Consider the following 26,439-nt stretch of genomic DNA (forward strand, 5'->3'; position numbering starts at 1 on the left):
AATATTTAAAAAATTTTAAAGAAATAGGGCGGTTTTCAAGCCGTAAGATAATTTCGGAGTTGTAGCCGCCGGTTTGTAACATCTTCCTCAAGATTTTGGGGACTGTGTGGAACGGTTTTCTTTGATGGGGCTTAGGGCGAAACGTGGAGCAATGCAGCACTTTGCCAGCAGCGCACTGCAAATAAAAAACGGCGGCAATCCGTTATGATACCGTTGCCGCCTTTCTCTCTTCAATGTACAAATCGATGTCTCTGATAATATAATTTTCTCCTGTGGTGTGCAGCGCCTCAAAGCAGGAATAGATGTAATTCCAGACCTTGTATCGGCTGAATAGCTCGGCCACCTGCGCGCCGGTCAGATTTTTTGCCGACTTATACTGCTCCGTGCAGTAAATCAGAAAATCTCCTTCTCTGCTCATCGTCATGCCTCCTCCGGAAACGTAAACGTTCCCCTTTGTTTTTCTTCGTCAAACATATTGAATATGGTCAGTGGGCTAAAATGCCACAGCTTAGTATCCTCCTGTTCCAAAAAAGAATAGACTTTGGAACTGTAGAATTCCTCTGAAGCAGTTACCTCGCTGCAGCAATACTTTTCTGCAATCAAGCCGACCACCTGTGGAACAAGGAGTATCAGCATCGCTTCAAATTTTTTCTTTTCCATTCCTGCCTCCATCAAAGTTCTTCTTCCGGCACAGTCCCGATAAACCGCAGATAGCTTAACGCATGTTCGGAGGTCAGTACCAGCTGATTGTACAATTTCTTGATTTTAAGTGCCTCCAAAGCCTGTTCTTTTGTCAGCGCTCCGGCACTATAAAGCGTAAATGTCGTATAGACGTCGTCGTCAGCGACAGGTCCATAGATGATGTCATATTTGTCCCCGTCATATGTCCCCGCTCTGTTCTCCGATACAAAATCCAACCAATCTTCGTCAGGAAACGCAAAACGCAGTACAAAGCATTCCGCAAAGGCGACAGTTTCGTCAATTTCATATATATTCACAACTCTGCTACCTTCTCTGCTACGCTTATATACCTTGTCCGCAAAGGCAATCGCCTGTTCTCTATTCGTCGTAGTATAAAATCCAAAACCAAAATCCAGGAACCGATTCTGCCGAATCAATTTAGGTGCGGGTACCTCCACATTACTCCCATGATATAAACGCATCCTGCACCTCCAATCAAGTCTTCAATCTCCCGCAGGCAGGGGAGGATTTTACCCCCTCGCTTATTTTCTTAATCCTAACATAATCAGAATCATTTTACAACGAATTTGTAACATTTTGTATAGTTTTTCGCCGCATTTTACCGCAGATTTCGTCATTTTTCGACAGAGGAAAAAGTGGCTGCTTCTGGATCCATTTCAGTGCCTGTCAAATGAGTCTGTCAGTATAAACTAATGCTAAGCACCTAATTACACCCCCTTTTTCCTGTGCAAATGCTGCTTTAACTCTTTACTCTGCTCCTATCGAATAGTATGTTTTATAATCATATCTTCCACCACCTTGAGAAATTTTTAAAGGAGCAATCCATTTTTTATTCCCATAGACTATATCTGCCGTAATACTGCTTTCGGTAAGATTACTCTGGCTCCAATTTACCCCATCTTTGGAAAAATATAATCCATCAGAATAAGTCATTCCTACCCACATTTTATTTCTATAAATGATGTGTGTAAAATAATTAGAAGCCGTTCCGGGTGCGTTATATGTCCATGTTATACCGTCTGTAGAGTAAGCAACTCCATGATTGTAAGTCGAGACGCACCATATATTATGGTCGGCATCATATTCAGCGTTATAGCAATGTATGTATTGTATTTCACTGGATACACTCCATGTTTTGCCATCCTTCGAATAATACACGCCATCGTAACTACAGGCCACCCAATGATTGTTTGCATAAGTTATTTCATTGATTTTTGCTTTTGAGAAGTCTGTAGCAATCCACGTTTTACCATCCGTCGAATAATAAAACGGTTGATTTGAACTGCTTCCTCCATATAACAGCCATAGCCCATTAGCGTAGTATATACCATAGAGTTCAGTGCTGGTAATGTTGCTAACTGTCCAAGTGATACCACCGTCCGTAGAATAGACGATTCCGCTCGAAGCTTTTTTACCGACCCAGATTCCATTTCCATATGTTATAGCGGAAATATTCTCTCTGTAATTTGAAGTTGTTTTACTGGTCCAATTTTTTCCATCGGTGGATTCATAAAATAAATTTGAAGAACTATATGAAAAAGCAATATATTTTCCATTTCCATATCCTATTGTCAGACTTTCACTTGGTAAGTTGTCTTTTATCCATTCAAATCCATCTACAGAATAGTAATGATTTTTACTTCCGTCTGTTGCTCTAAAAATTCTCAAATCATCATTATAGGCAATACTTTGCAGCTGGCTTGGTGCAGTTTCAAGCAAAGTCCAGATTTTCCCATTAGGAAATACTTTCGCGGACTTTTTCCAGACGCCGTCTATCTTGGTGAAGATGCTTTTAACATTTCTCCAACTGCCACCTGTTTTCACAAAGCCAGAATCTATTTTCTTTTGGTTTCCATCTACTTTCATATAACCGCAAAAATCATTTTTCTTCGGCAATTCCAGCACCGTAATTCGGCAGTATCCATCGCCAGAATGACCGTTTTCTGCGGTTCCTGCAGGTGACAGAAAGCTTTCATTTCCGGAAATCGTCTCAGCATTTTCCAAATAATACGCAGCGTCCAGCAAACACCCCGAAGGATAACGAGAGGAAGTCTCAGCAGTATAGACATAACCACTGCCGCCTCCACCGCCGCGGTCATCATCTCCAGAACCGTCCGGATAGGAACCTGCTCCGCCATACCAGCCGCCTCCGCCTGCGCCGGCATAACCAGAAGAAGCATTATATCCTTTGCCTCCAACTCCGAAATCGCCGTAAGTCCCTGCCAGACCCTTTCCCGATGCCGAAGTACTGCCAGTTCCGCCAGCAATCTGCGTTCCGCCGCCTCCGCCGCTGCCAAAGCTTTCTGTAGTCGAGCCGCCCGTCAGGCCACCGCCATACATACCTTTTTTACTAGGAGCGCCATCAGAGCCGCCTCCGCCTGCAACAATTACTCTGGCGTAAAGCGAATTCTGACCAATTCTCACATCAGTCGCACCACCACCTCCATTATATGTAGTGCGCGCGCCACCTCCATTAAAGCCTCCAGAAGTTTTTCCTGTATTCCCTGCACCGCCTACATATACATATAAATTGGTATCTTCTGTAAGCGTTAATTCTCCTACAGAATATCCACCTTTTCCAGCGTATGTGGAAGAAGATCTGTACCCGCCTTCTGCGCCCCATACCTCAATTTTATACTTTGCCGGAGGCAGCGCCACTTCATATGCTTTACCAAGATAAGGTCTATTGATGATTTGACCAACCGTTACACCAGTATTGATAAAACTTTCGATATTATCGCCGCCAATATCCGGCGCCCGCATTATCTCTGCCATGTTGCACCTCCTTATTCCTCATACACAATCCAGATATCGCCATTTTTGCCATCGGAGGATGTTGGTTCTGATGTACTAATTTGGATGTTTCTGAAATATCCACCATTGTCTGCAACTCCGTTTGAATTATACATGCCATTCGCATTCAATGTAATATATTTCATATTTCCTGCGGCATCATAGACTCCTAATTTCGTTTCGTTCCCACCAAAACTCAAACATCCTCCATCAACAATTGCTGCACCTGTAATGTCTTTAAATTCAGAGAAAATAGCAAAACTATTTGCATCCCCATAAAGCACTGTTTCTCCAGGTATATTAGTTGGTCCGAAATGCAATTTACTCTTATTAAATAGAATATCTGGAACGCTAGATGCATCTTGCTGTCCTATTAATAGTGCAGTTTTTCCATTCTTATTAATCGGTACAAATTGTACATTTTTATATTCGTTATAACTTTCATCAGCTGTAAAAGTGAGTTTACCAGTCATAGTGCCGCCAGTCTTTTGCACAAGATTCGTAGTATCGACATCTGGAATTTGTGAAAATTTTTCATCCACGTATTTCTTATTGGCCGCGCTATTATCCAAGGCGGGATCTTCCACATTGTTTAAGCGTAGCTTTCTGCTGGCAGCGTCTATTTCCGCCACGACGCCCATTCCATCTCCGCTCACATATAGTGAATTTCCAGAATTATAGATGTGAAATTCCTGCGTTCCAGTATCCGTTTTGCCAATCAGATTGAGCATTGAATCATTGAGGTCAATATTCAGCTTACCATTTTCAGTCGAAGTTCTCGAAAAGTCCAAGTGCGTTTCACCATCATCGTACGGCTTGGTTCCTTTTATCAGTATGCTGTTTGTCGCTGATACTTCTTTCACAGTAATCAAATCCGTGCTAGCATCCAGTTTTGCATCCAGCACCGCCTGAAACTCTTCTGCAGTCATACCCGCATCGCCTTTATCTCCTTTGTCGCCCTTCGCGCCCTGCAGTGGTCCGTTGTTGACCCACCTGCCGCCTGCCGCATCGTAAATATAAATGTCATAGGGCTGCGCTGTGCCGATGCCATAAGCCGCTCCTTCAAACGGCGTAACCTGTGCCTGCAGTTCTGCCAGCGAGGCAAAATAGCCGCTTACAATAAAACCTCTGCCGGTTTCTCCTTTCGGTCCCTGGGCGCCTGTTTCTCCCTGAAGCCCCTGCGGACCTTGCGGCCCACGTTCACCGGTGTCACCTTTTTCTCCCGGAATGCCCTGTATACCCTGTTCACCCCGGTCGCCTTTTTCACCTTTCTCACCCTGCTCGCCTTTCGGACCGCGCAAAGCCGCAAGCTGTTCCTGCGTAAAATCTTCGTAGGTAAAAGCATCGCCTTTTTCCCCTTTGTCACCTTTTAGCACATTCTCAGAAGACATTCTGATTACTTCTGTGTTCAGAAGTGACATTCCTATGGTTTTTTCCATCTTACATAACCTCCTCGTTCAAAATCGGTAGTACTTTTACACGAACAATATCAGTCGCCACTACCACCCCGTCCTTTTTTCCTTTAATCTGACACTGCACTGACTTTTCAAACTGTAGCGTCTCCGCCTGTGTCAAAGACAGATATACGGTGGAACCGTCCACGGTCAGCCTGCTGTCGTCAAAGGTCAGTTCCGACTTTTCCGTGCCGCCGCTCATGGTCAGCAGCAGTTCGTAGCCTGTCCAATCCCATTCTGTCTCAAATTGCAAAGTTGGTGTCGTTCCTCTGCGCATCGCTTATCCCTCCTTTTTTTCCTGCGACGAATCCTGCAAAGGTCTTGCAGATGCCGCTGCAAGGACTTCCCGCAAAGTGCTAAGGCATGCCGCCATCAGCACCGTAGACTGTCCTTTGGTTTCCACCAGATTTAACGTGTTATAAATGTTGTTCAGTTTCTCGTATTCCATTTTTCATTTCTCCTTTCAGTTCTTCTAAAGATTCTTTCAGTTTGTCGATTTCCTTTTTTTGGTCTTGGATTAAAACAAGCATGGCATTCAAAAGATGCCTATCCCTATAATTTTCAACAAGACCGTCCTTATCCAGAATAACAGCATCTGGTAAAACAGAATATACATCTTCTGCAATCAGTCCAAAAGTTGTAGTTTGATATAACTGATCTTCGCTATCAATGTAATCATCGTTGTAGACCCATTCCTTTATCTCGATATCGTAAAGTCCATAGATTTTTTTAATAAGTTCGCCACTCATATCATTGATATCATGTTTAAAACGTTTTGACGAACCGCTATATTTCTGTAAATACCCACTACTGCTAAAACCACAATCATTGTTAGATATAGTAGTATTTGTATGAATACATACATTGTTCGCATGTACCAATGTGGCATAGTTGCTGTTAGTTCCAAAATAGTCAGCTCGAATAGTTCCTGATGCAACGATACTTCTTATATTCATGAAATCTGCATCTATTGATTTGACGTTTATCCCTCCATTAGCATTTATTACATCACTTATCGTCAATTGTCCTCTAACCTTCATGCCTTGGAATGAACTGTCGTTACTCAATCTTACTGTCCATCCACCACTTCCGTCAGTTTCCTTCATAACCTTTGCCCCACCGGGCATAAAATACATATGTTCTCTGGCATACATGGTGATATCTTCATATTCCACATTCGTTGACGGTGAACCGATTTGCAAATTATTGTTGCCATTTACACCTAAAAGAAGATATTCTTTTGCATTCGCGCCCCACCATGCATCACCATCTGTGATATGATAAAGCTTCCCGCCAAGGTGCAAATCTCCCGTCTGAATCGCATTCTGGGTAATGGCAGTTACCGCACCTGCCGATGCCACACCCGAAGGCAGCTGTTCCCATGTAATCTTTGCATCCGCTCCCATGGTCACATTCTTCCCGACTTCTAGCCCCTGCACAACGGCATTGTCCTCGATTACCAGATTAGAGGTCTGGATTTTTCCGTTGAAGTAGCCTTCCGTCGCCTCGACTCTACCCTTAAAGCACCCGTTTTCCGCATAGACATTGCCGCGAAAGCTGGCGTTTCCGCTTTCGGCGTCAAAGTACAAGGACGCGCCCTCAGGCATCACGCCTGTAGCATCGTAAACCACTTTTCCGTCATCGTCGATAAAGTTCGCCTCCGCACCGCCGCTTCCGATGGAAAACAGGGTATGGTCGCCTGCCACAAGACCGTAGCGGGGATCCAATACCATCTGATTTCCAGGAATCCCGTCATGGGGCGCGCCCTGCATCACAAAGGCAGCGTTGCCCAGATAAGCGCCGCTGCCGTCCACTCGAAAGTGGGTTAGATTCGGCTGCTGGGTCACAGCATCCACACCGGTTGCTTCGATGGTCAATTTGTTTCCGATGAGAATATTTCCAATGAGACTTTCCGCAACTACGCCCATGACCGACTTTTCCGTGCCGTCCACATCGACCGAAAGCTTGCCCAAGGCAAGACCTGCCGTATTCCACCCATCATCGGTAAATACAATCTGATTGTGAATCATGCGGACTTCGCAAGGATCAAAGACCTGATTTTCTCTATCTGCCAGCCTGCGCAGATGAATCCCCGCACCGTCGATTAAAACATCCTGATTTTTCCCGTTGATGATGGCGCGTTTGCTCACATCCAGCGCCGAGTGAATCAGCTTTTCCACATCGTTTTCGATATTAGAATTATGAAAGGCGCTGTAGCTGAACTTGCTGGCGTCAAGACTCGCCGCCTGTTTGGCAGTTTTTCCGATGGTATCTGCCAGCAAAAATTCCGGGTGATTGGCTCTGAACTTATTGCTCAAAGTCATCTGAAAGCTTTCTGGCTGCTCAAAATTCAGCTTCATCTCAATCAAAATCGGCTGCAGATACACGCCGTCCTTCCACTCCAGATTCACCGATTTGCCGAGGGTAATTTGATCCCGCAGCTCACTGAATTCAGCAAGCGCCATAAAATTAGCGCTATCCACCGAAAACTCATAGGACGGTCTTGCTAGCTTTGCAAGACAGGAAACGCCGTAATCGTACAAATCCTGCACTGTATTCTGTTGTTGATACAGGCTTGCGTCCAGGGTCAAAGTCAACGTGCCGCCGGTCAGCTGAAAGGACAAAGCGCCAGCCTCTTCATGGGTAAGTCCTGTTAAACTGCCGCTTACCACAAAGATTCCGTTGGAATAGCTCACGTCATCCCCGTTGTAAGTCGGATGCTCCACATGAACCACTACGGTACAGCCATAACTTCCATCGGTTCCGGGCTCTGACTCAACCGACAGGGTCGAATTCACCACGGTTCCCGTCAGCGAAAAATCACCGGATGTATTCTGCACGGTCAAGACGCCCAAATCAATGGAGAAAAATCGTCTTCCCAAATAAATCGTATCCAGCGATTCCAGTATCCTCAAGAGTTCCCGCTTTTCGGTTTCAGAAAGATTCAGCGCCGCCAGTTCCTCCGGCGACAGGTTTCTATCATCACCGATTTCCTTGATGTTGCCCTTTGTAATCGACACCTGATAACCATCTGAGGCGTTGATCTTCCGGCATGTCTGCGGCTCGTCAGAAACCTCTGATACTACATAAGTGCTGTCCTGCAGCGAATCCTCTTTCAGATACGGATTTAGTTCCTTCAGCTCATCTGCAGTAAAATACCTGTCAAAACTGCAAAGCCCACTGATTTCTTCCAGCATGAGGTGATTTTCTTCCAGACTTTTTTCCAGCTTTTCCACTACCTGCCTTTGCTTCGCCACTGCGGCGGTCAGCTTGTCAATCTGCTGCTGACATTTAGCGATATCCGCAGCCTGTGCTCCACTAGGATTTGTCTTATAACTATCCATCACCAGAAGCTGGGCGTCCAAATCCTTTTGCAAATCCGCCAGCCGTACGACTTCACCATTGCAGACAGTCGAATCCGTATAAATTGCGGAATGTATCTTGCTGAAAATGTTCTGATATTGCTTGCAGTCTCCTTGCCACCGTTTCCACTTCTCACCCAGCGTCTCTGGAATATCTCCGATTTCAATAAAATAGTCCAGGTTGTAAATTTTGTTTCCGCCAATAGGATTGACGCTGGTGATATCCGTATCCTCCGCACCGTATACGCTGAGGCAGGTGACGATTTCATCGCTGAGTTCCTCAAAGCTTTGGTTCTCAATCAGGTTGACCTTTGAGAGAAACAGCGGCACATTGGAAACCGCTGACTCCGCGTCGTAAACGTGAATTTCTCGCATTTCCGTTTCGAAGAGAAACATGCAGGAATAGGATTCCTGCAGCGTGTTCATCATCAGCGAATATACAGAGTCCGCCGAAATATCAAAGGTTCTGTAACGGGTCGCCACTGCCGTATCGATATGTCCGATTTTCCAGCCGGGAACCCCCGATAAAAGAATGTCCATGATGGTATCTTCGTTTTTCCCCACCGGATCGTAAAACATATAGGTGCCGCTTATGGCAGAAACGGTCTTGTAATTCAGTTCGTACTCCAAGGAATACGCTTTGCATTCTTTCACCTGTGTGATTCCATCGTCTTTGACCGTCGGATTAACCAGAATAAAAGTGCCGTAAGGCTCCATGGTGACTGTGCGCATACCGGAAAGTTTTTCAAAACACGGATTGTCCGAAAGCCTGTCGCCGTCCATGTACTGCCTTGGCACACTGAAACTGATTTCCGATACATCGTTAAAGCGAAACTCCGCCTGCAGATCATAATACCCGCTCACCGGACAAATCGGCGCACCAGTCATGGTCTTCAGAAACAGCACCGGCTGTCTCAGCTTTCCGCCCGGCTCCATCTGCAAATCATGAAAATTTACAATCATCTTACACACCTCCTTTCCTCAGAAACTCACACTCGACGCGCAGAAGACCGCTGCCTGTAAAGCACAGCACGTTATCCCCTTTTACAAGGCGGAAAAAGTAGTGACGGCTTTCCTCATCGCCGAAGCAGTCGTAGATATTGAGTGCGCTGCTGTTGCAGGTGATAATCTGATTCTTATTGTCCACCTTTACGACAAGTTCTTCGCTGCCGTCATCTGCGGTAAAGTCCTTCGGCACTCGTATCGTAAAAGGACGATTGCCATCACTTGCATTGATTACGGTAAAAGCCTCACAATCCTTTGAAAGGCGCAGTTCCATCTTTGGGTAAAGATAGCCGGAAAATGCGCTGTCGTTTCTCAGCACCACTTTTTCTAACGTCTTTCCTGCTGCGTTTTTCACGGTTCCGTCCTCAACCCGGTACGAATACTGTACCGGATATTCATAAGCGAACTGACTGTCACACACCACAGTGCAGCGAAAAGCTGCCGCAAGTCCATGAAAGTGAATCAGCTGCACATTCTGTATCAGCGCCTTGTATCGCCAGCCGCTCATATCGTCCTGCTCGATTTCCAGCCACTTGTAGGTATCGCAGGATGTGAGCCAGTCCATGATTTCGTCAATCTGTTCCCGCTCCAGGGATTTCACGCTTCCGACCACAAAAGACCAGGTCAGCGGCTTATTCACATTGAGCCCGAAAAACAGCGGGTCTGTACGAGACGCCAATCTGGTTTCTGTAATTTCCGACTCCCAAATCGGCTCTTCGGTTATCGCCTGGTTATCCAGATAATAGACCAGCAGTCCAAAATCATCGCTGGATTTCCCATCGTAAGTAAACGATTTTGCCGTAAACATCATTCATTCCTCCTTTTCTCATTTATTATTGTCTTTTCATTGCATTTGCTGCGGTACGAGACGCGTAGCCCCGGCGATTCATAGCGGACTGCAGCTTGGAAAGGGTCTGCCCGGAAATATAATCGCCATACTCGCGGAGCGCTTTCACAGTATTCGCATCGGCATTTCCTTCGATGGTGACAGGCGCCTGCACATTTACTACGATATCCCCCATGCCAAGTCCTCCGCTGCTTATACCGGAAAGCCCTGTCCTGTGCAGTCCTTCTGTCAAAAACGTCAGCGCCTGCATCTGTATGCCGAGGCGCTTTTGGTCGGCACGGTTCAGTACCAGTTCTCCCTTCTGCAGCAGCGCATAGGTTTCGTTCTGCTTCGGTGTTGGAACGTAGCTGCCGACAAAACCTGCGGAAAGTCCGTTGTGGAAAATCTGCCATTTGGCGCTGGTGCCTTTATATTTGTGCAAATGGAATTTCTTTTCTTTACTATTCCATTCCAAATGGGCTTCGCCGTAGCTCCAGAGCTTATTGAGCTGTTCCATCATCGGTTTTAACTCGCCTTCTTTGTCTTTCTTAGACTTCTTGGAATCGTTAATCTCCTTCATCTTCTTAATGAGTTTATATGCGTGAGCGGTAATTCTGCGGTCGCCTTGGTCGCCCATATAGATCACTTTGTTCTTCTTGTCATACCAAACTTTTCCCTTGTTCCATCCACCATCTATCAGCCTGTCCACCAGATTACTGTTATCCTCATCGGTGTTCGTCTGCGTGTTTTTTGGCTTGATCGCTTCTTGAACCTGCGCTGTCGTCATTCCCTTTACCGATGGATTTTCGCTGTCTCCGATATTTTTTTTCTGTTCCTGTTCAGCGTCTTTCTGTGCCTGCAGGAGCTTCACAATATCGGATCCATATTTCGTCAAAAGAGATTCGCACTCGGTCCAGATATCCGTTACTGCTGTCAGTAGCCCATTGCCATACTGATAGTTATACTCCTTTAATTCTTCCAGCAGTCTGGAAGGATTGGTATTTTTAATATAGCTGTAGACGTATTCCTGCCACTTTCCAGCATGTTCCATCTGTTCGTTTAGTCCGTCGATTTTGGTCTGCATCGCTTTTTCATAAGCATCGCTGGCCTCATCGAGGGCTTTTACCTTGGCGTCATAGGCTCTGTCCGCCTGTTTCTCGCTGATGTCCTCCTGCTTCTGCCGAATTTCATCCATGAGGGCGGCATACTTCGCCTTACCTTCGCGGGAATTATCCAGCGCCAGCACTGCGGCTTTTGCCTGCATTTTCGCCAGTTCTTCGCCCTGCTCCTTCATCTCTTTCTGGTAAGAAAGTTCATCTCGGGTGAGATCCAGGGATTTTTTCTTCTGGTCGATGATTTCCTTGTACTTATCAACCTGCTTTTCCAGCGCGTCAATCGTATCTTCATAGCGCTGTTTCAGCATGTCAGAAACCATGTCGGTCAAATCGTTGATGGAATCTACACGCTTTTCAATCTTGTCCAGCTCTGCTTCAGCAGCATCTTTACGTGCTTCGATCAGTTTATCTTCCAGCTTGTTGTATACTTCCAGAAAATCCTCAGTGCTGCCAAATAAGCCTGCCGCATAGTCTTCCTGCAGCCGCGCCATCTCCTTTTCCAGATAGGATACTGCATCCTGCCCCGGTATCCAGTCCTGTCTCAGGTCACGGCGGTCAATGTATTCATTTGCACTACTGATGCGGTCGTTCCAGCTCTGCACCACTTTCTTTGAAAGCTCGATAGATGCATTGGCATAGTCCTCTTCTGTGGACTTACGCCCTTTGAGCCACTTGTCCATCAGTTCCTTCGTCTTTTTGTAATAGGTTCTGATACCGATGATACCCTGCTCGTACTTCTGATCCAGCTGCTCCTTCGCATGAGAAAACACTTCCCTTCTGGCTGCAATGACATCGTTTAAGTGCTGGCGATAATCTGCGGCATTGCCCTTCTGATCTTTGAGATATTTTTTGCCCAGAGCAGTTAGTCTTTTGTAATACCGTTCATAAGAAATCTGGTTCTTTTGCAGCTTGTCATCCAGCTTTTCCTTTGCAGCGTTGTACTCGTCACGGCGCTTCTCTGAAGGTTTTTTCTTAGGGGTAGAGTCGCCGGAGGTTGGGGTTGAGCTAGGAGTTGTTGGGGAGTAATTGGTATCAAATGTGAACATTTTTCTATATGCCGCCTCTGCATCACTTCGTATGCCTATTGCCTTTGTAATCAAAGCGCCTATTGCAATTTTACTTCCCAGGCCAGGATCTTTTTGCAGTTCCTGAATTGCCAACATAATTTCCGCATACTCAGCCAAACTTTTACCGGCAGTACCCGCTGCCATTCCCACGGCATATAGCATCTTGGCATTATTCGAAACTACCTGTGCAAAAGAACTCCCCGTTACATAGGATTCATATGTTGCAAGTAATGCCGTTTTCTGTGCTGCATTCAAGCTTGCTGTAGCATTAGCATTTAATGCTAAATTGCTTTCCAATACCGCTTGAATCTGCGCTCTTGCCTGCTTTTTTTCCTCCTCGGTCGCAGATGCATTTTGTAATTTTGCTACTGCCAGCTTATACTCTACCACTTCTTGTGCATTGCTAACACCCATTTGCCTTAGCTGATTGATGTACAGTTCCTTGTTTTTATCAGTCAAGTTTCTCATCACATCTTCACTGTTCAAGTATGCGTTTACCAGACCATTCATTGCATCTTCAACTTCAGCAACAGACGATGAAGAATCACTCAAAACAGTAATTGCGTTTTTAAATTCTTTAGTACCAGACATGGAATCGAATGCTTCTGCAACGCCTTCGATCGTCTCTATGGATACCTTTCCGCCGTTATCTGCGAATTCGTTACAGGCATTACTTAATGCTCCTATGGCACTTTCCATGTTGGATATTTCATCGATGGAATCCTCCAAAGTCGGTACTCTGACTTCAATTTTACCTCCGGAATTCTTAAGTTTCTGTAAATGCTCTGCTAAATCTTCTGCAGAAATCCCGGCGTCCTCACAAGCAGTCACAAACTCTTCACCCAACTGCTCTCTTAGCGATGTTGTGTTAAACTCAAAGTTTTTATTTTCAAGCAGCTGATTCAGCTTACTTCCATAAATTCGAAACTCATCTTCATTAAACACCTCGCCCAGCAAATCTTTCACTTTCAATGTTCCATTGGCAAGGAGTCCTTCGTTGATTGCGGATTTTGTGCTGAGGACAAAAGCTTTCACCTCTGCGCTTGCATTGGAGAGGTCGATGTTGTTGATCTGCTCTTCTGCTTTTGTAGCCAAATCAAGTAAAGATTCCTCCGCATAGTTCATCTGTCTGACATAGGACTCTTTCTGCTGTGAATTTTTTGCTGATGCAGCATTCTGTTTCGCCTTATTATAGCTGTCTGTAGCACTGCGAATCTGCTCATCAATTGTGATTTCTTCTTTAGTTCTATCCTCTTTCCTAATGGTTTGAGAATAGCCCTTCAGTGCTTTATATGCATCGTCACTTGCCTTCTGCTTTTGCGTCTTCTCCTGTGCTTCCAATAAGGCTTTCTGCCGTTCCAGCTTCGCATTGGCTTCTTCAAGGGCTGCAAGCTCCTCTTTCTCTACCAGCGACAGAGGTCCTTTGTTTCTCAGTTCCGCAATTCTATCCTGGGTGGTTTCTAGTTCTCCATTAAGGCTTTCCAGACTAGACTGTGTTTCCTCCAATTGCTGGGCAGATTCTGCCGCCCATTCCAGCAGGTGATCCTGCGTTGGCACCATACTCCATAATTTCTGCAGTCCTTTGAATAACAGGTTAATTGCTTCTGAAACAACGTAGAAGAGGGCGAAACTCTTCATCATTGCACCGAATTCCATCTTTACAAGATTTGCTGCATTTTTCAAACCATCCATGCCGGACGCTCCGACAAGGGCGGATGATCCGATTTGCTGATATTGGATGGCAGCACCGTTGGCTGTGTTAGCAATTTGTTGTAATTCTTCACTAGTTGCACTTAAATACTTACGAAATGCAACTTGCTTATCTCCACCATCTTTTAATGCTAAATTATATTTCTTTACAGCGTCCAATTCACTGTCTCGGATTACCATACCTTGACTACTTGTCACATCCGAAAAGTATTTACCGAATCCAACTTTACCCGGATGCTGTCCTTCATATTTCATGCTGTTACTTTCACAAGAAGCTCTTGCTACTGACCGTAATCTATCATTGAAAATCATCTTAGATAATGATATACTGAATAAAAGCGAGGTGATGATAATGCCACTTGTTGGAAAAAAGTTTAATGGCAATTTATTTCTCTGTAATAAATGTGATTTCTTTAGAGAAGAAGCAGATTTTCTTGAAAATCCTTCCCTTACTCGCACTTGTCCATTTTGCGGAAAAAAACATGGAGGGCAACTTACCAATACTGGCAAGTCCTATGAAGAATGGGAAGCTATTCTCGAACAGCAACCTGATGCCCCCCTAAGAATCGTCTTGGTTGCACCCCTTTTGATAGTGTTCTTGCCTTTGCTCATAAGCAAGTTATTGCTCCAATGGGTACTTTCGATCAAAAGATTGTTGATGAAATAAATGAACAAATTGAAGAAAGTAAAAAACTCCACTGCCCGCGTTGTTTTTCCACCAATGTTGAAACCGATGGCGGTGGTGTTGAGTACGGCTCAGATGGAATCGGTTCCACCGGTCCCGGTTGGGATCTCGGCAACGGGTTAGTCGCTACCATAAACGACCGTGGTATCTGCAAAAACTGCGGATATATGTGGCCACTCTAATTCTTTCACATCTATTCAGTATACGAAGGCGCTTTTGTGCCTTTTTCTTTTTTAGTATTACGGCGGCAGGGCACTTCATCCCTGCTCTGCAGGCTCTCCCTGCAGTTCAGACTGTCTCTTCAAAGCTATCTTTTCGATAACTCCGGCTTCCTTACAGTCGTTGAACCTTCCCCTTGCAATTCACGTTTAGGGGCTTGGCTGCTGATTTGGCATTTTACAGTACTTAGCACCGCTATCTTTCAGCGGCTTTTTCTCAGCCTATACCATCCTGCATGTTTTTTCCGGGTTTCCCCACCATGACGTCTATCGTTTCCGATTCCGCTTTGGTCTTGCAGTCTTTAGCCAGTTCCAGCAATTTGAAAGCTTCATATCAGCTACATGGCTGACAGCCTAACGCTTGCCTAATAGACTTGCGGTAAGCGGGCAAATTGTTTACCTATGATTTTATTCTTTTCAAGCCAGCCCGGTACAGATGTCGGCAAATTATCAACCGTACGGGTTATCATCTGATTCAATGAAAAATATGAATCGTCCACCTTTGGCTTTACTTTCACCTCCACGGTCTGCTGAATCTTCGGAATTGCAACATGTAAATCCTTTAATTCCGCTTTCATCCGCGAGATGTCCTTCTGTGACAGTTTCACGCCTACTTCCAGCGGTGCAGTGTGCAATTTGCTCGTTGATTTCGCAACTGCCTGTTCCAGTTCTTTCTGCACTTGCTTTGCAAGGGCTTCTTTGTTGTCAATGACAACTTCGGTTTTCACCGTGTGTTTTGTTTTACTTTCTGACATATGTCCTCCTTTCTACTACAATATAAATATGGTTAATATCCCTTACAGCCAGTAAGGAATTACCCATCTTGTTGCTTAAGCTGTATAATGATGGAGCAATCGGTATATCGTCTACCTTTCTTGGACTTCGCGTCCGCATCAAAGACTGATAACCAGCTCCTCATTCGCAGCGTTCGTTTTATGCAGGTTGAACTGCCAATAGGTACGTTCGTGTCACACCACAGTAGATTGAATAGGCAATGAGTAAAACTGGTTCTTATCCATTGCAATACATCTTAAGGAGTGACTAATTTATGAACGCAGTAGGTATCGATGTTTCCAAAGGTAAAAGCATGGTGGCAATCTTACGCCCTTTCGGTGAGATTGTTTACAGTCCTTTTGAAATCAAGCACACATCCCATGATATTAATTCTCTTGTTGATCTCATCCATTCCGTTGATGGTGAATCCCGTGTCGTGATGGAGCATACTGGACGTTATTACGAAGTCCTTGCTCATCAGCTTTCCGAGGCAGACATTTTCGTCAGCACAATCAATCCCAAACTAATCAAAGACTTTGATAATGATTCTCTTCGTAAAGTCAAATCCGACAAAGCAGATGCAGTGAAGATTGCTCGCTATGCTCTTGACAAGTGGCAGAATCTGAAACAGTATAGTCTTATGGACGAATTACGCAACCAACTTAAAACCATGAACCGTCAGTTTGGTTTCTATATGAAGCACAAAACTGCCATGAAAAATAACCTTATTGGCATCCTTGATCAGACTTATCCTGGCGTAAATACTTACTTCGACAGTCCTGCACGAAGTGACGGCAGCCAGAAATGGGTTGATTTTGCATCTATATACTGGCATGTGGACTGTGTTCGTAAAATGTCTTTAAACGCCTTTACTGACCACTATCAGAAATGGTGCAAACGCAAGAAGTACAACTTCAGCAAATCAAAAGCCGAAGAAATCTATGGAAAAGCTAAGGAACTTGTTCCTGTACTTCCCAAGGATGAAATAACCAAACGAATCATCAAACAAGCAGTTGAGCAACTCAACAGTGCTTCCTCTACTGTTGAGGAACTGCGCATCTTGATGAATGATACAGCCTCAAAGCTCCCTGAATATCCCATTGTTATGGCAATGAACGGCGTCGGTCCATCTCTTGGTCCACAGCTTATTGCGGAAATCGGAGATGTTACTCGCTTTACTCACAAAGGTGCTGTTACAGCATTTGCTGGTGTTGACCCTGGTGTAAATGAATCCGGAACCTTCTCACAGAAAAGTTTTCCTACATCAAAACGCGGCTCTGCTGATTTACGGAAAACGCTGTTTCTTGTAATGGATGTTCTTATCAAAACAATGCCACAGGACGATCCTGTATATCAGTTTTTAGACAAGAAGCGTTCCCAAGGTAAGCCTTACTACGTTTACATGACTGCCGGAGCTAATAAATTTTTGAGAATCTACTATGGGCGAGTGAAAGAATATCTTGCATCACTTCCTCAATCAGAATAATATATACATACCTTTCTGATAGACCAGCACAATGTGGTGGTCTTATTTTGATACCCTTTTGCAACCTGTATAAAATTTTCAAAGTTCTTTCAATTTAGCCTTGACTTTTTATTTGCAGGCTTTGGATAACTCCTTTAAAATATTGTTTTAATATTTGCGAAATCAGGCTGCAAGACTTTGTATGTAGAAGCTGCTTTTCATTCCACCCTTTAGGGTCAGATTATACTTTTTAACTGCATCCAATTCACTATCTCGGATTACTATTTCTTTACTGTTTATAGTATCGGGAAGGTATTTCCCAAATCTAACCTCTCTTGGCTGCTGCCCTTCATATTTCACTCTGTTACTTTCACAAGAAAGCTCTTACTACTGATCGCAGGGCAAACGCATGAAGTCGTTTTTTTGTTCTGAAATTCATAATCTGACCGTATAGCAACAAAAATGCTGTCATGCGGTCAAGTTTGAAAATCCTGTTACGGCATTTCTGACCGTAAATAACTAAGATTAGACCAATACGGTCAAAAAATCCAAGTTTACCTGCTTTCAATTGTGTATCGACTTTTGGGGACAAATCTGACACTTCGTATCGTAAAAATGGGGTAAAGTGTCATTTCTTCAAAAACATAAATCATAAAAATGACACTTTACGCCTAAATTGAAAGAGATTGTTTCATTTTTCCCGTTACGCACCTTTAGCAGGCACTAGGACAGTATCTTTTTATCCACCGCAGCGGAATTTCCCGGCGTCTGACCGGACTGCGGCTTTGCCTCTCTGCCTGTCGTCTCTGGCTGCGCCTCAAGTTGTGCGGAAAGCTGCTTCCATGCCGCTAATGCTTCTTCCAGCAGCTGCTCCGTTTTACCCGCCAAACGATTCATGCCGTGCTGCTCCTCCATATCAAAGGCAAGCTTCTTGTCGATATATCCTTCGATAAACGGAAGCTCTGTATCTGCCATCAGTTCCTGATAAAGCCCCGTCTGAAAGACGTATGCGTAGCATTTTGCCAAGTCCGCAACCTGCGGCGACGCCTGCTTTTCGTCCACGGGCACCGGAATATTCGTAAAGTATTCCAAAATAAAGCGGGACAGCATCATATCTCTGGCGACAGGATTGTAATTTCCGTCACAGGTCGCCGCGTAAGCCACAGTGTCCACCATCATCAGCATTTTCCCCATGGAAATCCGTCTGCGGTACTGCACGCAAGCCGTTTCCTCTTCACCTGCAGAAATCTGTACCGCACCGGTTAAATCTCCGGATACCAATTTATCTAAAACTTTCATTTCTTTCTTTGTCATCTGTTTCATGTTCTTCTCTCCTCCATTTTAGTATGAAAACAGGGAGCATGGTTTTTTCTTCCAGCTCCCCGCAAGTTCAATTTTTCTCCTGCGCTTTTATAAAAATTTCATTGATCAGTTTTTCCGCGCCCGGTACAAAGCCATAGGAGGGCTGTCCCGGCAAAATCCCAAAATCCGCAAGCTCTGCCTGCGCGCCTTCTGCGTCTGTAAGTCCTTTCTGATAGCTTTTCAACACCAGATAGATTAAATAATGGCGCTGGCTGCAGCAGACCGTCCGCCACGCAGTGTAGCTTTTAATCTTGCTGCAGTCATCACAAGCATAGTAGCCCGCACCGCACAGGATACAGGTATGATTGTTCTGTCTCTCTGCCATAACCTGTCTCTTTTCTCAGGTTTCCCTTATTTTGCCATTGCGATGGTAAACAGCTCTTTGGTTGGAGAACAGTAATCCTGCATCGCGTTGACAGTGAAGCCGTGCTTTGCTTCGTTGGTCAGGGTCAGCGTTACAGCGTTGTCCATCTTCGCGTTGTTAAAGATAATATACGCGTAGTACTCGGTATTCACATCGCAGATATCAGCTGCCAGTACTTCCAGTACAAATTTGCCGCCCTTGGCGAAGTTTTCCGCAGTGTTGGTCACCTTTACAGCCTCAGCGGATTCTCTGTCATACCAAACCGCTACATAATCGCCAACCTGGAAAGCGCCTGTCGGCAGCGTAATCTCTTTTCCAGTGATGGAAAAGGCTTCCGCGCTGGCTTCCACCGCAGCCGGATACGCCTTATTTTTGCTCTTATCCGAGTGGGTGGAATAGATGTACTTCAAATCGCCTGCCGGTTCGTTTACCAGGGACACTTTAGCCGCATCCTTCACCTCAATCAGTTCAAATGCCGGCAGGATAATCTTGTTGTCCGCATTTGCTACCTCTTTGTCAGAGCCCAGCTGCGCAGCCATCAGTCCAAAGTTTACTACCGCGTTGGAACCGGTAAACTTAGCATCCTTGGTTCTGTCAAATGCAGCGATTTTCTGACCCATCGCGTCATTTACAAAGACCTGCTCGCCGGAACATTCCAGTGACGGATCACTGATCTGGTCGATGGAGAAAATCACTTCTCCTGTCGCCTTATCAAAAAGGGTACCTCTAAGAATTCTGTTGATAATTAAATTTTCTACGTTAAACATTTTTCTTCCTCCTAATATTTTTATAATTTTTTTCGCCGGGCTTAGTCTAAGTCGCCCAGCCAGTCCAGTTGTTTGTCCGAAATCGATTTGGCATCGATATTTCCTGTGTAAATGCCTGTCATCAGATTTCGATAATTGTTCAGTTTTCTGATGCGTTGTACCGCGTCGAAAAAGTTGTACAGGCACAGGTCCCATACGGTTTCATAGGTGTACTTGAAGTCAGCACAATTGACAAGACCCGAAATCAACGGCGCCAGCAAAGAGGAAAAAGGCTTGTCCTGGTTTCTCTCCTGGGCTCTTCGATCCTCTTCAATATATATTTTCTTAGTAATTTCATTGCCTGGTTTTCTCTGATTTCTTTTGATTCTGTGCATACGGCGCAGATGGTCTGCAATGAGCTGATAAATCACGTCGTCTATCACAATCTCTCTTTCCGCGTCGCGAAGTACGATATCCTCCGCGGGATTTTCCCCGTCGCTTCCCGCCTGACGCCTTGTAAAAACCTGAAACCTCGAAAAGTCAAGACCCCCAAATAAAATCTTTGTCTCCTCCTTCGGCAGGTTTTGTGTCAGCATGATAAACAGCGCAAAGTCCGTGATTTCTTCATAGTCAATCCCCATGTCATAAAAGGCAACTTTGTAGTCAAAAGGTGTGGCAGTCAGCAGGCTGACAAGCTTCCAATATTCCTCCTCACCATAATCAGCTATTTCTCCTATGGTCGGATGATGAATCTTTATATGTGCATTGATTACATAGTCTTCACCGCGGAGAAGTGAAAGCTCTGCGGGCGCGTTCATAGTTACGCACCCTGCCTGCGCAGAGGTTCCATCGACTGAAAGCGCATCACTCTCTTGTTATATACGCTGCCTGCCGGTTCTTCCCAGGTTGATATCAGCTTCATATCCCCCCTGCCTATGCTTTGAAAACGGTTAAACAAACGATCTAGTTCCTCTTCTATCATATCCATCCGGTTGACCCCATTATCGTCTATGTAATCTCTGCGGCACCAGATGGTAACGACCAGAATCTGCTTTTTGAAAAAAGGATTCTCCTCCGATATTCCGCTAACCGCCTCCTCTGCGCTAATGCAGCATTTCGGACCACCTGCGTCTTCCGGCACGATTCCGTAGGAAAAAATCACCTGCGTATCTGTCTCACCGATGGCATCCGCAATCGCGCTGCTGGCGGCAATCATCTTTATAGCCCTTTGTTTAAATCCTGTTTCTGCTGTTTTTTCTCTAACCTCCATACATGTTCCTCCTTTGACTTTTTATTTCCTTTTCGCAAAAGAAAAGCGCACTTTTTTCTTTTGCCCTGTTGTTCTTTGTTCTGCTAAGCTCAGCTTGTTTGCGGGCGAAAAAAACGCTCCCCACAGGGTAAAGAGTTTTACGCGATTATGAGCAAGCTCTTTACCATGTACAGTGTAGCACTTTTTTATGTACCCGATGCACACTCTTGCGCCGTCTCTATAAAATTTTGACATACTTGTCAGTAATGGTAATCCAGCCGCCCTGCGCCAGCTTTCCTCTGGTTCCCTTCTTATTGGTTTTGATAATTCTATAGGTCTTGTCCCTCTCTAAATAACGCAGTTTCGGCGACGCAAGCAAAGAGGTTTTGCGTACAATCAGCTTCCCTCTTGTCTTTACGTCAAAAACCATGTCAACGCCCAGATACTGACATAATCCCATCGCCAGCGCGAAACCGTAATCTTTCGCGTCTTTCAGCCTTTTCAGGTCTGCCTTGATGGAGCCGGTTTCAAAAATGCACGCCGGCATATCGGTAGCCGTCAGTTCATACAAGTCCGTTCTCTTTGTCAGTCCTCTGGTCTTCATGCCCATGCGTTCCATCACTGCGTCATTGAGACATTTCGCCAGTTTCTTGCCCTCTTTCGAGACATACAGCGGCATGGTGCCGGACGGCGCTTTGTAGTAATCACAGTGCAGAGAAATAAATACCTCCGTCTTTTCCCGGTTTGCTTTCGCCACCTGCGCAATCATGTTCATGTTGTTGTCGCTGTCCGCGTCAGTCACAACCGTAATACCGGCACTGCGCATGTACTTTGCAAACGCCTTTGTCATCGGCAGCATCAGTGCCGCTTCATCTTCATCTTTATATACGGTGCCGCAGTCCCAGGAGCCGTCCTGAGATTTGCCGTGCCCGCAAAAAATTCCTGCTTTTTGTTTCATCTTTGTACCTCCAAATAAAAAGCCCTGCGGAATGCGCAGGGTGAAATTGACTATTGCATAATCTCTTCATTCGTGGTATATTGGTGTCAAGAGAAAGCCTGACAGCAAGCTTTCTAAATAGGTTTAATTTAAAACCGCTTCAGGGGGCTAGCCTGGGCGGTTTTTACTTTTCGTGGTTATCCCTCAAGACTAACCCCAAAATCATAAGTACAATGACTAAGATTTCGTAGTCTGTCATATCGGAGTCCTTTCCGAAAGTTCGCCGCCTTTAATGGCTCACTCTTGACTATATGTATTATACCACGCCTTGTTCCTACGGACAAGGTTTCCTTACTTCTCTACGGTCACCCCCCTCAAAACATCCTGTCCTGAATTTCTTCTCTCAGCTCTTTCATCTTCTCAACGCCGTTTCCGTCGATAAAGTGATTTAAAAGCGCCAGATTCACCCGCATATTTTCCTTTGCCATTTCCTTCATATCGGCAATTGCCTGTTTGTCATTACCTAGGAAAATATCGTGATTGTCCAGCCTTTTCTCGCACTCTGTAATTCGTTGCGCAATTCGTTTAAAAGGCGAACACATCTGCATAATCACTTTGACGCCACCGGCGACAACTGCCAGCGCGCCGAAGAGCGCCAGAATCGTCGAAACCGTTACTTGAATTTCATTCATTTGAGCGCCTCCTCTTCCGCAGGCTGATGTTCCAAACTAAGTTCCGGCAGTCCCGCCGCACTAGTCAACAGCGATAAAATGCCCGCCAAAACTGCCGCCGATCCGGTCATTTGCCAATCGACTTCTGCCAGCACAGCGCTGGTTCCAATGGTCGCTGCCGCAGTCTGCGCCATGGTCTTTACCGCGCGAACCGCTGCCGCTTTCGTCCACTTTTTCATATAATCTCTCATCGCATTTCCTCCTTTCTCCTTTTTTCCATAGAAAAAAGCACCACTTCGGGTGCTTTGTCTATTTTGGACTATATACATTTTAGCATAAATTTAAGTACCGTTTACACAGTCTTTGGGAAACCGCATTGCTATATTTGACAACATAAAAGGGTACCCATTTCGCTGATGAATACCCTTTATTTGTATAATCTTAATTGCAATAAATAGATGTCTAATAGATCCAAAGTTCCAATTTTGCCATGAAAATCTTTGCTGTATAATTTTAAATATCCCTTAAGCCGAATGAACGTAGGCTTACTCAATCCTGCTTTTTTCCATTCTTTAACTACATACTCAGAAGAATTATCTCCTCTGCATGTTCCCGACATTTTCAATGACATTACAAATGCTTTTTGCGGATTGACGACTAATACTGGTCTTCTCTTAATTTCGTCAGATTCTTCAAATTTCCCATTGTTTAATCTTCATAGTCGGCTGGCAATACGAGATATCCTTCGTCATCTCTATATCCTATTTCATCCTCCTCTGAGAAATCAGGTTCAAAATGTCCTATTGAAACCGAGTTGTTAAAGTAGGATTTGATATTTTCGTTTGGAATAATAATACTCCTCTCTCCTTCTTTATAGTACAAACTCCACGGTGTATTTGGCTGATGTGTCATTTCCCTTAATGCGGACGCCGAATATTTACCGAATTCTCTTGCGGTATCCAGCAAGGTTTGCATTTCAAGTTCATCAAAATTACTCGAATCAAGTTCCCCGTCAAATTCATTAATTGGACGATTCCCAAAGCTTTTATATGCGTGATAGATATCAGCAACCACAGGACCGTGCTTCCAAGCTTCAATACTATCAGAAAACAGCGGCTTTCCGGTTCGTTTCAGATGACATCCCTGCGCATAATATAAAAGTTTATTTAGTTTAAGGTTGCATAAATCGTTTTCTTCGTCTTGCATCAGATAGATGAAGAATCTGGCAGCGTCAATTGCCTTTAACATGATTTGCACCTCCTTAAAATGATAAATTTTCCTAAAAAAACATGCAGATCCCACAAAACATAACATTTTTCTCTAATTATAATCACTTCGTTTTCCTACATTCATTATAGAAGTTCACCATTTATTTTGCGATGAATTTTTCATCATTTTGCTACAGAAATTCTTCAATTTGCCGCAGATATTTTCAGAAATTCTGCCGTAAATATTGCATAATATCTATCATATGTACCTAGTCCCTTATTTCATGTTATTTAGCTAGATGCCTCCCATGTTACGGAATAATATAAACCAGTCCCCTCGCCATAATAATAAGGACTGCCAGCTACCCATATTCCATTTGCGTTTTCTATACATCCGAAAGTTCCAGAAGTAATATCGGTTTGCATCCATGTTTGACCATCAATAGAGTAATAAATTCCATAACTTTCTGTTCCGCAAATCCATATACCATTACTATTGTGTATATATTTAACAGTTGAATTAAATCCACCACTGCTAGGCGCGTTTGCAACATTATTCCAATCTTTTCCATTGTGAGAAAGCACTAATCCTCCTCTACTGCCTAAACCGCCTATCCAAATTCCATTTGCATTACATATAGGAGAGATATTATTATTGCTTTCTCCTTGTGTCCAATTTTTCCCATCTGTAGAAAAGAATTGACCATCATATCCTGTTGCTATCCATTGACCATCAGCATAATACACATAACGTAAATCAAGATTATTTGTATTAGAAACCCCGTACCAATATTTTCCATCAGTAGAATAATACAGCCCATAATATCCATTCGTGATATTGCAAGCAGCAAAAACACCCTGTCCTTCACATATACACTGAAATCTTCCACCTTTTATATTGCTTTGTGTCCATGTTTTTCCATCTTTTGAATAATACAGTCCTCCATCCATATAAGAACCAATCCAAACTCCATTTGCATAATATATATATAGAAAATCTCCGCTTTTTATATTGCTCTGAGTCCATGTTTTTCCATCTTCTGAATACCATAGACCTTTATAGAGAATTGTACCATTGATAATACACCCAGCAACCCATACACCATTGCCATATGCCATACATTCAATTTCATAAGAATCTCCCAAATTGCTTTGCGTCCATATTTTCCCATCTTCTGAGTAATACAACCCCTTTTTATAAGTTCCTGCAACCCATATACCATTAGCGTAATCCACAAACTCAATGCTCATGTCGGTTATATTACTCTGCGACCATTTCGTCCCATTAGGAAAACCGCCGCCCCCACCTCCAGCATTCTTCACACTGATACTCATTTTTCTCTCACCTCCAAAATTACTGGTACATCCACTGCCGGCACATCGCCATATGCTTTCAACACATTCCCGGCGGAGCTTCCCACAATTCTGGCGCCGCTCCATGCGTCAAGCTGCGCCTCGGTGCAGGTACTGTCCGGTTCCACCGAAAGGTCAAAAGACGCCGCCGGATAATCCGCCTCAAAGCTATAAGTTTTGTCTGTCTGATTCCATGCGGAAGCGGCAAGGGTCGTCAGCACAGTCACCGGCTTTTTCGCCTTGTCCGCCAGCGCCTCGCTCAATGCCTCGGTCAGCCGCGCAGGTTTTACATATCGCAAGTCTGCGACGCTCTCTGTTAAAACACCTGCCTGAGGCACTTCCACGGTTACATTTGCCGCGTCCGAGACCCTGATGCAGAGATTCCACTGAATAGAAAAGGCAGGCTGCTGCGCCTCTGCCGGAATTTCTTCTCCCTCTTCTGTGTCCGTCTGGCTCACCATATAAAGAATCTCTCCCAAATCAGGATCTTGGGCATAAATGCCCAGGGTATGCATCTGATAAGATTCGGAAAGTCCCGCGTTGGTCAAAAGAACCGGCAGCGTCATCTGCGCCGCATCCTCATCCATCAGCCTGTCTGAAAGGGTCAGCTGCTGCATTTCCGACGGCAGCGCTGTCAATGTCGAAAGCTGCGCCGCGTTGACTCGCTTCCCGCCGGACATTGCTTTTGTGATCACGAGCGGCGTTTCCCCGCCCATCAATTTTAAATCCAGGTTTTTCCCCTGTTGTGTTCTGCAAAAATGCATCCATGTTGCCATGTTAAATTCCCTCCTTTATCTCATATATCTCATAGGTTTTCATCATTGCGGCTTTTGCCGCCAAATATCGCTTGCCCACTGCCTCTCGAAGTACTTCTGTTACAATCTGATAAATCAAGTGCGCCGGTTTCAGCTTGTTCAGTTCACGCCGCACCGCCTGCATAATTTCCTGCGGAATACAGCCGCCGCATACGACAGTAAATTTGTTTTTTCCTGTATTTTCTCTGATTTCCGTTTCCACGCCTGTCAGATTTGTAATTATACTTTCGATTTTGGCAGGCGGCATCGGCGCTCTGGTTCTGCGCCGATTTACAATTTGATTTCTCCGCTGCGCGAGGGTCAGTTTTTCACTCGATAAAATCCCAAGCCGTTCTTCCCAGAGGGGAATCGTAAAGGTGGCGGACTGAGGCATGACCTGAGCTGCAAAGGCTTCCGCCCACTGCTCCATCCGCTCAACGCTTTCGCCGATTTCCTCCAAAAGCCACAGAAACACATAGGCGTCGCTGTACACCGGCGGAAACCAGCCGAGAATTTCCTGCGCTTTATCGCTTTTTAAAATTGCTTCAATCTGTTCACTGCTGTAATATTCCATCCTGC

The 26,439-nt window shown here is 44.7% G+C and carries 25 protein-coding genes; 2 read left to right on the plus strand and 23 right to left on the minus strand.

All coding sequences use genetic code 11. The features are described 5' to 3' along the window. Window positions 1–202: 202 nt before the first annotated feature. The 10 genes from V1225_RS01240 to V1225_RS01285 all read right to left on the minus strand — a co-directional run bounded on the left by V1225_RS01240 (window position 203) and on the right by V1225_RS01285 (window position 14,289). A complete protein-coding gene (locus V1225_RS01240) occupies window positions 203–418 on the minus strand; it encodes a DUF3791 domain-containing protein (protein ID WP_160201812.1) in 216 nt (71 codons plus the stop codon). Window positions 419–420: 2 nt separating this feature from the next. Then, window positions 421–660 carry a hypothetical protein gene (locus V1225_RS01245; protein ID WP_160201813.1) on the minus strand — a complete coding sequence of 80 codons (240 nt, stop codon included), beginning with the start codon at window positions 658–660 and terminating at the stop codon, window positions 421–423. A gap of 11 nt (window positions 661–671) precedes the next feature. After that, window positions 672–1,163 (minus strand): DUF3990 domain-containing protein, encoded by a 492-nt coding sequence (locus V1225_RS01250; RefSeq protein WP_160201814.1) that lies wholly within the window; start codon window positions 1,161–1,163, stop codon window positions 672–674. Window positions 1,164–1,449: 286 nt separating this feature from the next. Further along, window positions 1,450–3,477, minus strand: a complete 2,028-nt coding sequence (locus tag V1225_RS01255; protein WP_251615183.1) for a glycine-rich protein — start codon at window positions 3,475–3,477, stop codon at window positions 1,450–1,452. Window positions 3,478–3,488: 11 nt separating this feature from the next. Continuing rightward, window positions 3,489–4,934 carry a hypothetical protein gene (locus V1225_RS01260; protein ID WP_338547299.1) on the minus strand — a complete coding sequence of 482 codons (1,446 nt, stop codon included), beginning with the start codon at window positions 4,932–4,934 and terminating at the stop codon, window positions 3,489–3,491. Window position 4,935: 1 nt separating this feature from the next. Further along, on the minus strand, window positions 4,936–5,226 hold the full coding sequence (locus tag V1225_RS01265) for a hypothetical protein (RefSeq protein ID WP_251615178.1): 291 nt from the start codon (window positions 5,224–5,226) through the stop codon (window positions 4,936–4,938). A gap of 3 nt (window positions 5,227–5,229) precedes the next feature. Beyond that, window positions 5,230–5,397: a hypothetical protein gene (locus tag V1225_RS01270; protein WP_251615175.1), complete on the minus strand. Its 168-nt coding sequence runs from the start codon at window positions 5,395–5,397 to the stop codon at window positions 5,230–5,232. After that, window positions 5,366–9,274, minus strand: coding sequence for a tail fiber domain-containing protein (locus V1225_RS01275; protein ID WP_338547301.1), 3,909 nt, complete (start codon window positions 9,272–9,274; stop codon window positions 5,366–5,368). Before V1225_RS01275 ends, V1225_RS01270 begins: the two co-directional genes overlap by 32 nt. A 1-nt stretch (window position 9,275) precedes the next feature. Next, entirely contained in the window at window positions 9,276–10,127 is an 852-nt protein-coding gene (locus V1225_RS01280; RefSeq protein ID WP_338547303.1) for a phage tail domain-containing protein, read from the minus strand. Between the two features lie 22 nt (window positions 10,128–10,149). Then, entirely contained in the window at window positions 10,150–14,289 is a 4,140-nt protein-coding gene (locus tag V1225_RS01285) for a hypothetical protein (protein WP_338547304.1), read from the minus strand. 375 nt (window positions 14,290–14,664) lie between these two features. Between V1225_RS01285 and V1225_RS01290 the strand changes: the two genes are divergently transcribed. Continuing rightward, a complete protein-coding gene (locus V1225_RS01290) occupies window positions 14,665–14,901 on the plus strand; it encodes a hypothetical protein (RefSeq protein ID WP_251632133.1) in 237 nt (78 codons plus the stop codon). 401 nt (window positions 14,902–15,302) lie between these two features. Here V1225_RS01290 and V1225_RS01295 read toward each other — a convergent pair whose 3' ends face one another. Further along, a complete protein-coding gene (locus V1225_RS01295) occupies window positions 15,303–15,692 on the minus strand; it encodes a hypothetical protein (protein WP_251632131.1) in 390 nt (129 codons plus the stop codon). A gap of 293 nt (window positions 15,693–15,985) precedes the next feature. On the opposite strand from V1225_RS01295, the gene V1225_RS01300 reads away from it, so the two are divergent. Continuing rightward, the gene (locus V1225_RS01300; RefSeq protein ID WP_338547305.1) at window positions 15,986–17,197 is read left to right on the plus strand and encodes an IS110 family transposase; all 1,212 of its coding nucleotides are present in this window, start codon (window positions 15,986–15,988) and stop codon (window positions 17,195–17,197) included. 702 nt (window positions 17,198–17,899) lie between these two features. Here V1225_RS01300 and V1225_RS01305 read toward each other — a convergent pair. From V1225_RS01305 to V1225_RS01360, 12 genes are all read right to left on the minus strand, one after another. Next, the gene (locus V1225_RS01305) at window positions 17,900–18,499 is read right to left on the minus strand and encodes a hypothetical protein (RefSeq protein WP_251615134.1); all 600 of its coding nucleotides are present in this window, start codon (window positions 18,497–18,499) and stop codon (window positions 17,900–17,902) included. A 67-nt stretch (window positions 18,500–18,566) separates the two neighbouring features. After that, the gene (locus tag V1225_RS01310; protein WP_251615130.1) at window positions 18,567–18,863 is read right to left on the minus strand and encodes a hypothetical protein; all 297 of its coding nucleotides are present in this window, start codon (window positions 18,861–18,863) and stop codon (window positions 18,567–18,569) included. A gap of 26 nt (window positions 18,864–18,889) precedes the next feature. Then, window positions 18,890–19,669 (minus strand): hypothetical protein, encoded by a 780-nt coding sequence (locus V1225_RS01315; RefSeq protein WP_251615128.1) that lies wholly within the window; start codon window positions 19,667–19,669, stop codon window positions 18,890–18,892. A gap of 41 nt (window positions 19,670–19,710) precedes the next feature. Further along, window positions 19,711–20,466, minus strand: coding sequence for a hypothetical protein (locus V1225_RS01320; protein WP_251615127.1), 756 nt, complete (start codon window positions 20,464–20,466; stop codon window positions 19,711–19,713). A gap of 2 nt (window positions 20,467–20,468) precedes the next feature. After that, a complete protein-coding gene (locus tag V1225_RS01325) occupies window positions 20,469–20,918 on the minus strand; it encodes a hypothetical protein (protein ID WP_251615126.1) in 450 nt (149 codons plus the stop codon). 217 nt (window positions 20,919–21,135) lie between these two features. Further along, the gene (locus tag V1225_RS01330; protein ID WP_251632125.1) at window positions 21,136–21,855 is read right to left on the minus strand and encodes an N-acetylmuramoyl-L-alanine amidase; all 720 of its coding nucleotides are present in this window, start codon (window positions 21,853–21,855) and stop codon (window positions 21,136–21,138) included. A gap of 353 nt (window positions 21,856–22,208) precedes the next feature. Continuing rightward, window positions 22,209–22,526, minus strand: coding sequence for a hypothetical protein (locus V1225_RS01335; protein ID WP_251615123.1), 318 nt, complete (start codon window positions 22,524–22,526; stop codon window positions 22,209–22,211). Continuing rightward, on the minus strand, window positions 22,523–22,756 hold the full coding sequence (locus V1225_RS01340; protein WP_338547309.1) for a holin: 234 nt from the start codon (window positions 22,754–22,756) through the stop codon (window positions 22,523–22,525). Before V1225_RS01340 ends, V1225_RS01335 begins: the two co-directional genes overlap by 4 nt. A 457-nt stretch (window positions 22,757–23,213) precedes the next feature. After that, window positions 23,214–23,753, minus strand: coding sequence for a type II toxin-antitoxin system antitoxin SocA domain-containing protein (locus tag V1225_RS01345; protein ID WP_338547310.1), 540 nt, complete (start codon window positions 23,751–23,753; stop codon window positions 23,214–23,216). 251 nt (window positions 23,754–24,004) lie between these two features. Further along, on the minus strand, window positions 24,005–25,048 hold the full coding sequence (locus V1225_RS01350) for a hypothetical protein (protein ID WP_338547311.1): 1,044 nt from the start codon (window positions 25,046–25,048) through the stop codon (window positions 24,005–24,007). Then, window positions 25,045–25,842: a hypothetical protein gene (locus V1225_RS01355; protein WP_338547312.1), complete on the minus strand. Its 798-nt coding sequence runs from the start codon at window positions 25,840–25,842 to the stop codon at window positions 25,045–25,047. The genes V1225_RS01350 and V1225_RS01355 overlap by 4 nt, the downstream gene beginning before the upstream one ends. Window position 25,843: 1 nt before the next feature. Further along, window positions 25,844–26,434 carry a putative phage tail protein gene (locus V1225_RS01360; RefSeq protein ID WP_338547314.1) on the minus strand — a complete coding sequence of 197 codons (591 nt, stop codon included), beginning with the start codon at window positions 26,432–26,434 and terminating at the stop codon, window positions 25,844–25,846. Window positions 26,435–26,439 lie beyond the last annotated feature (5 nt).

This window comes from Emergencia sp. JLR.KK010, assembly GCF_037018265.1.
GTDB lineage: Bacteria > Bacillota > Clostridia > Peptostreptococcales > Anaerovoracaceae > Senimuribacter > Senimuribacter intestinalis.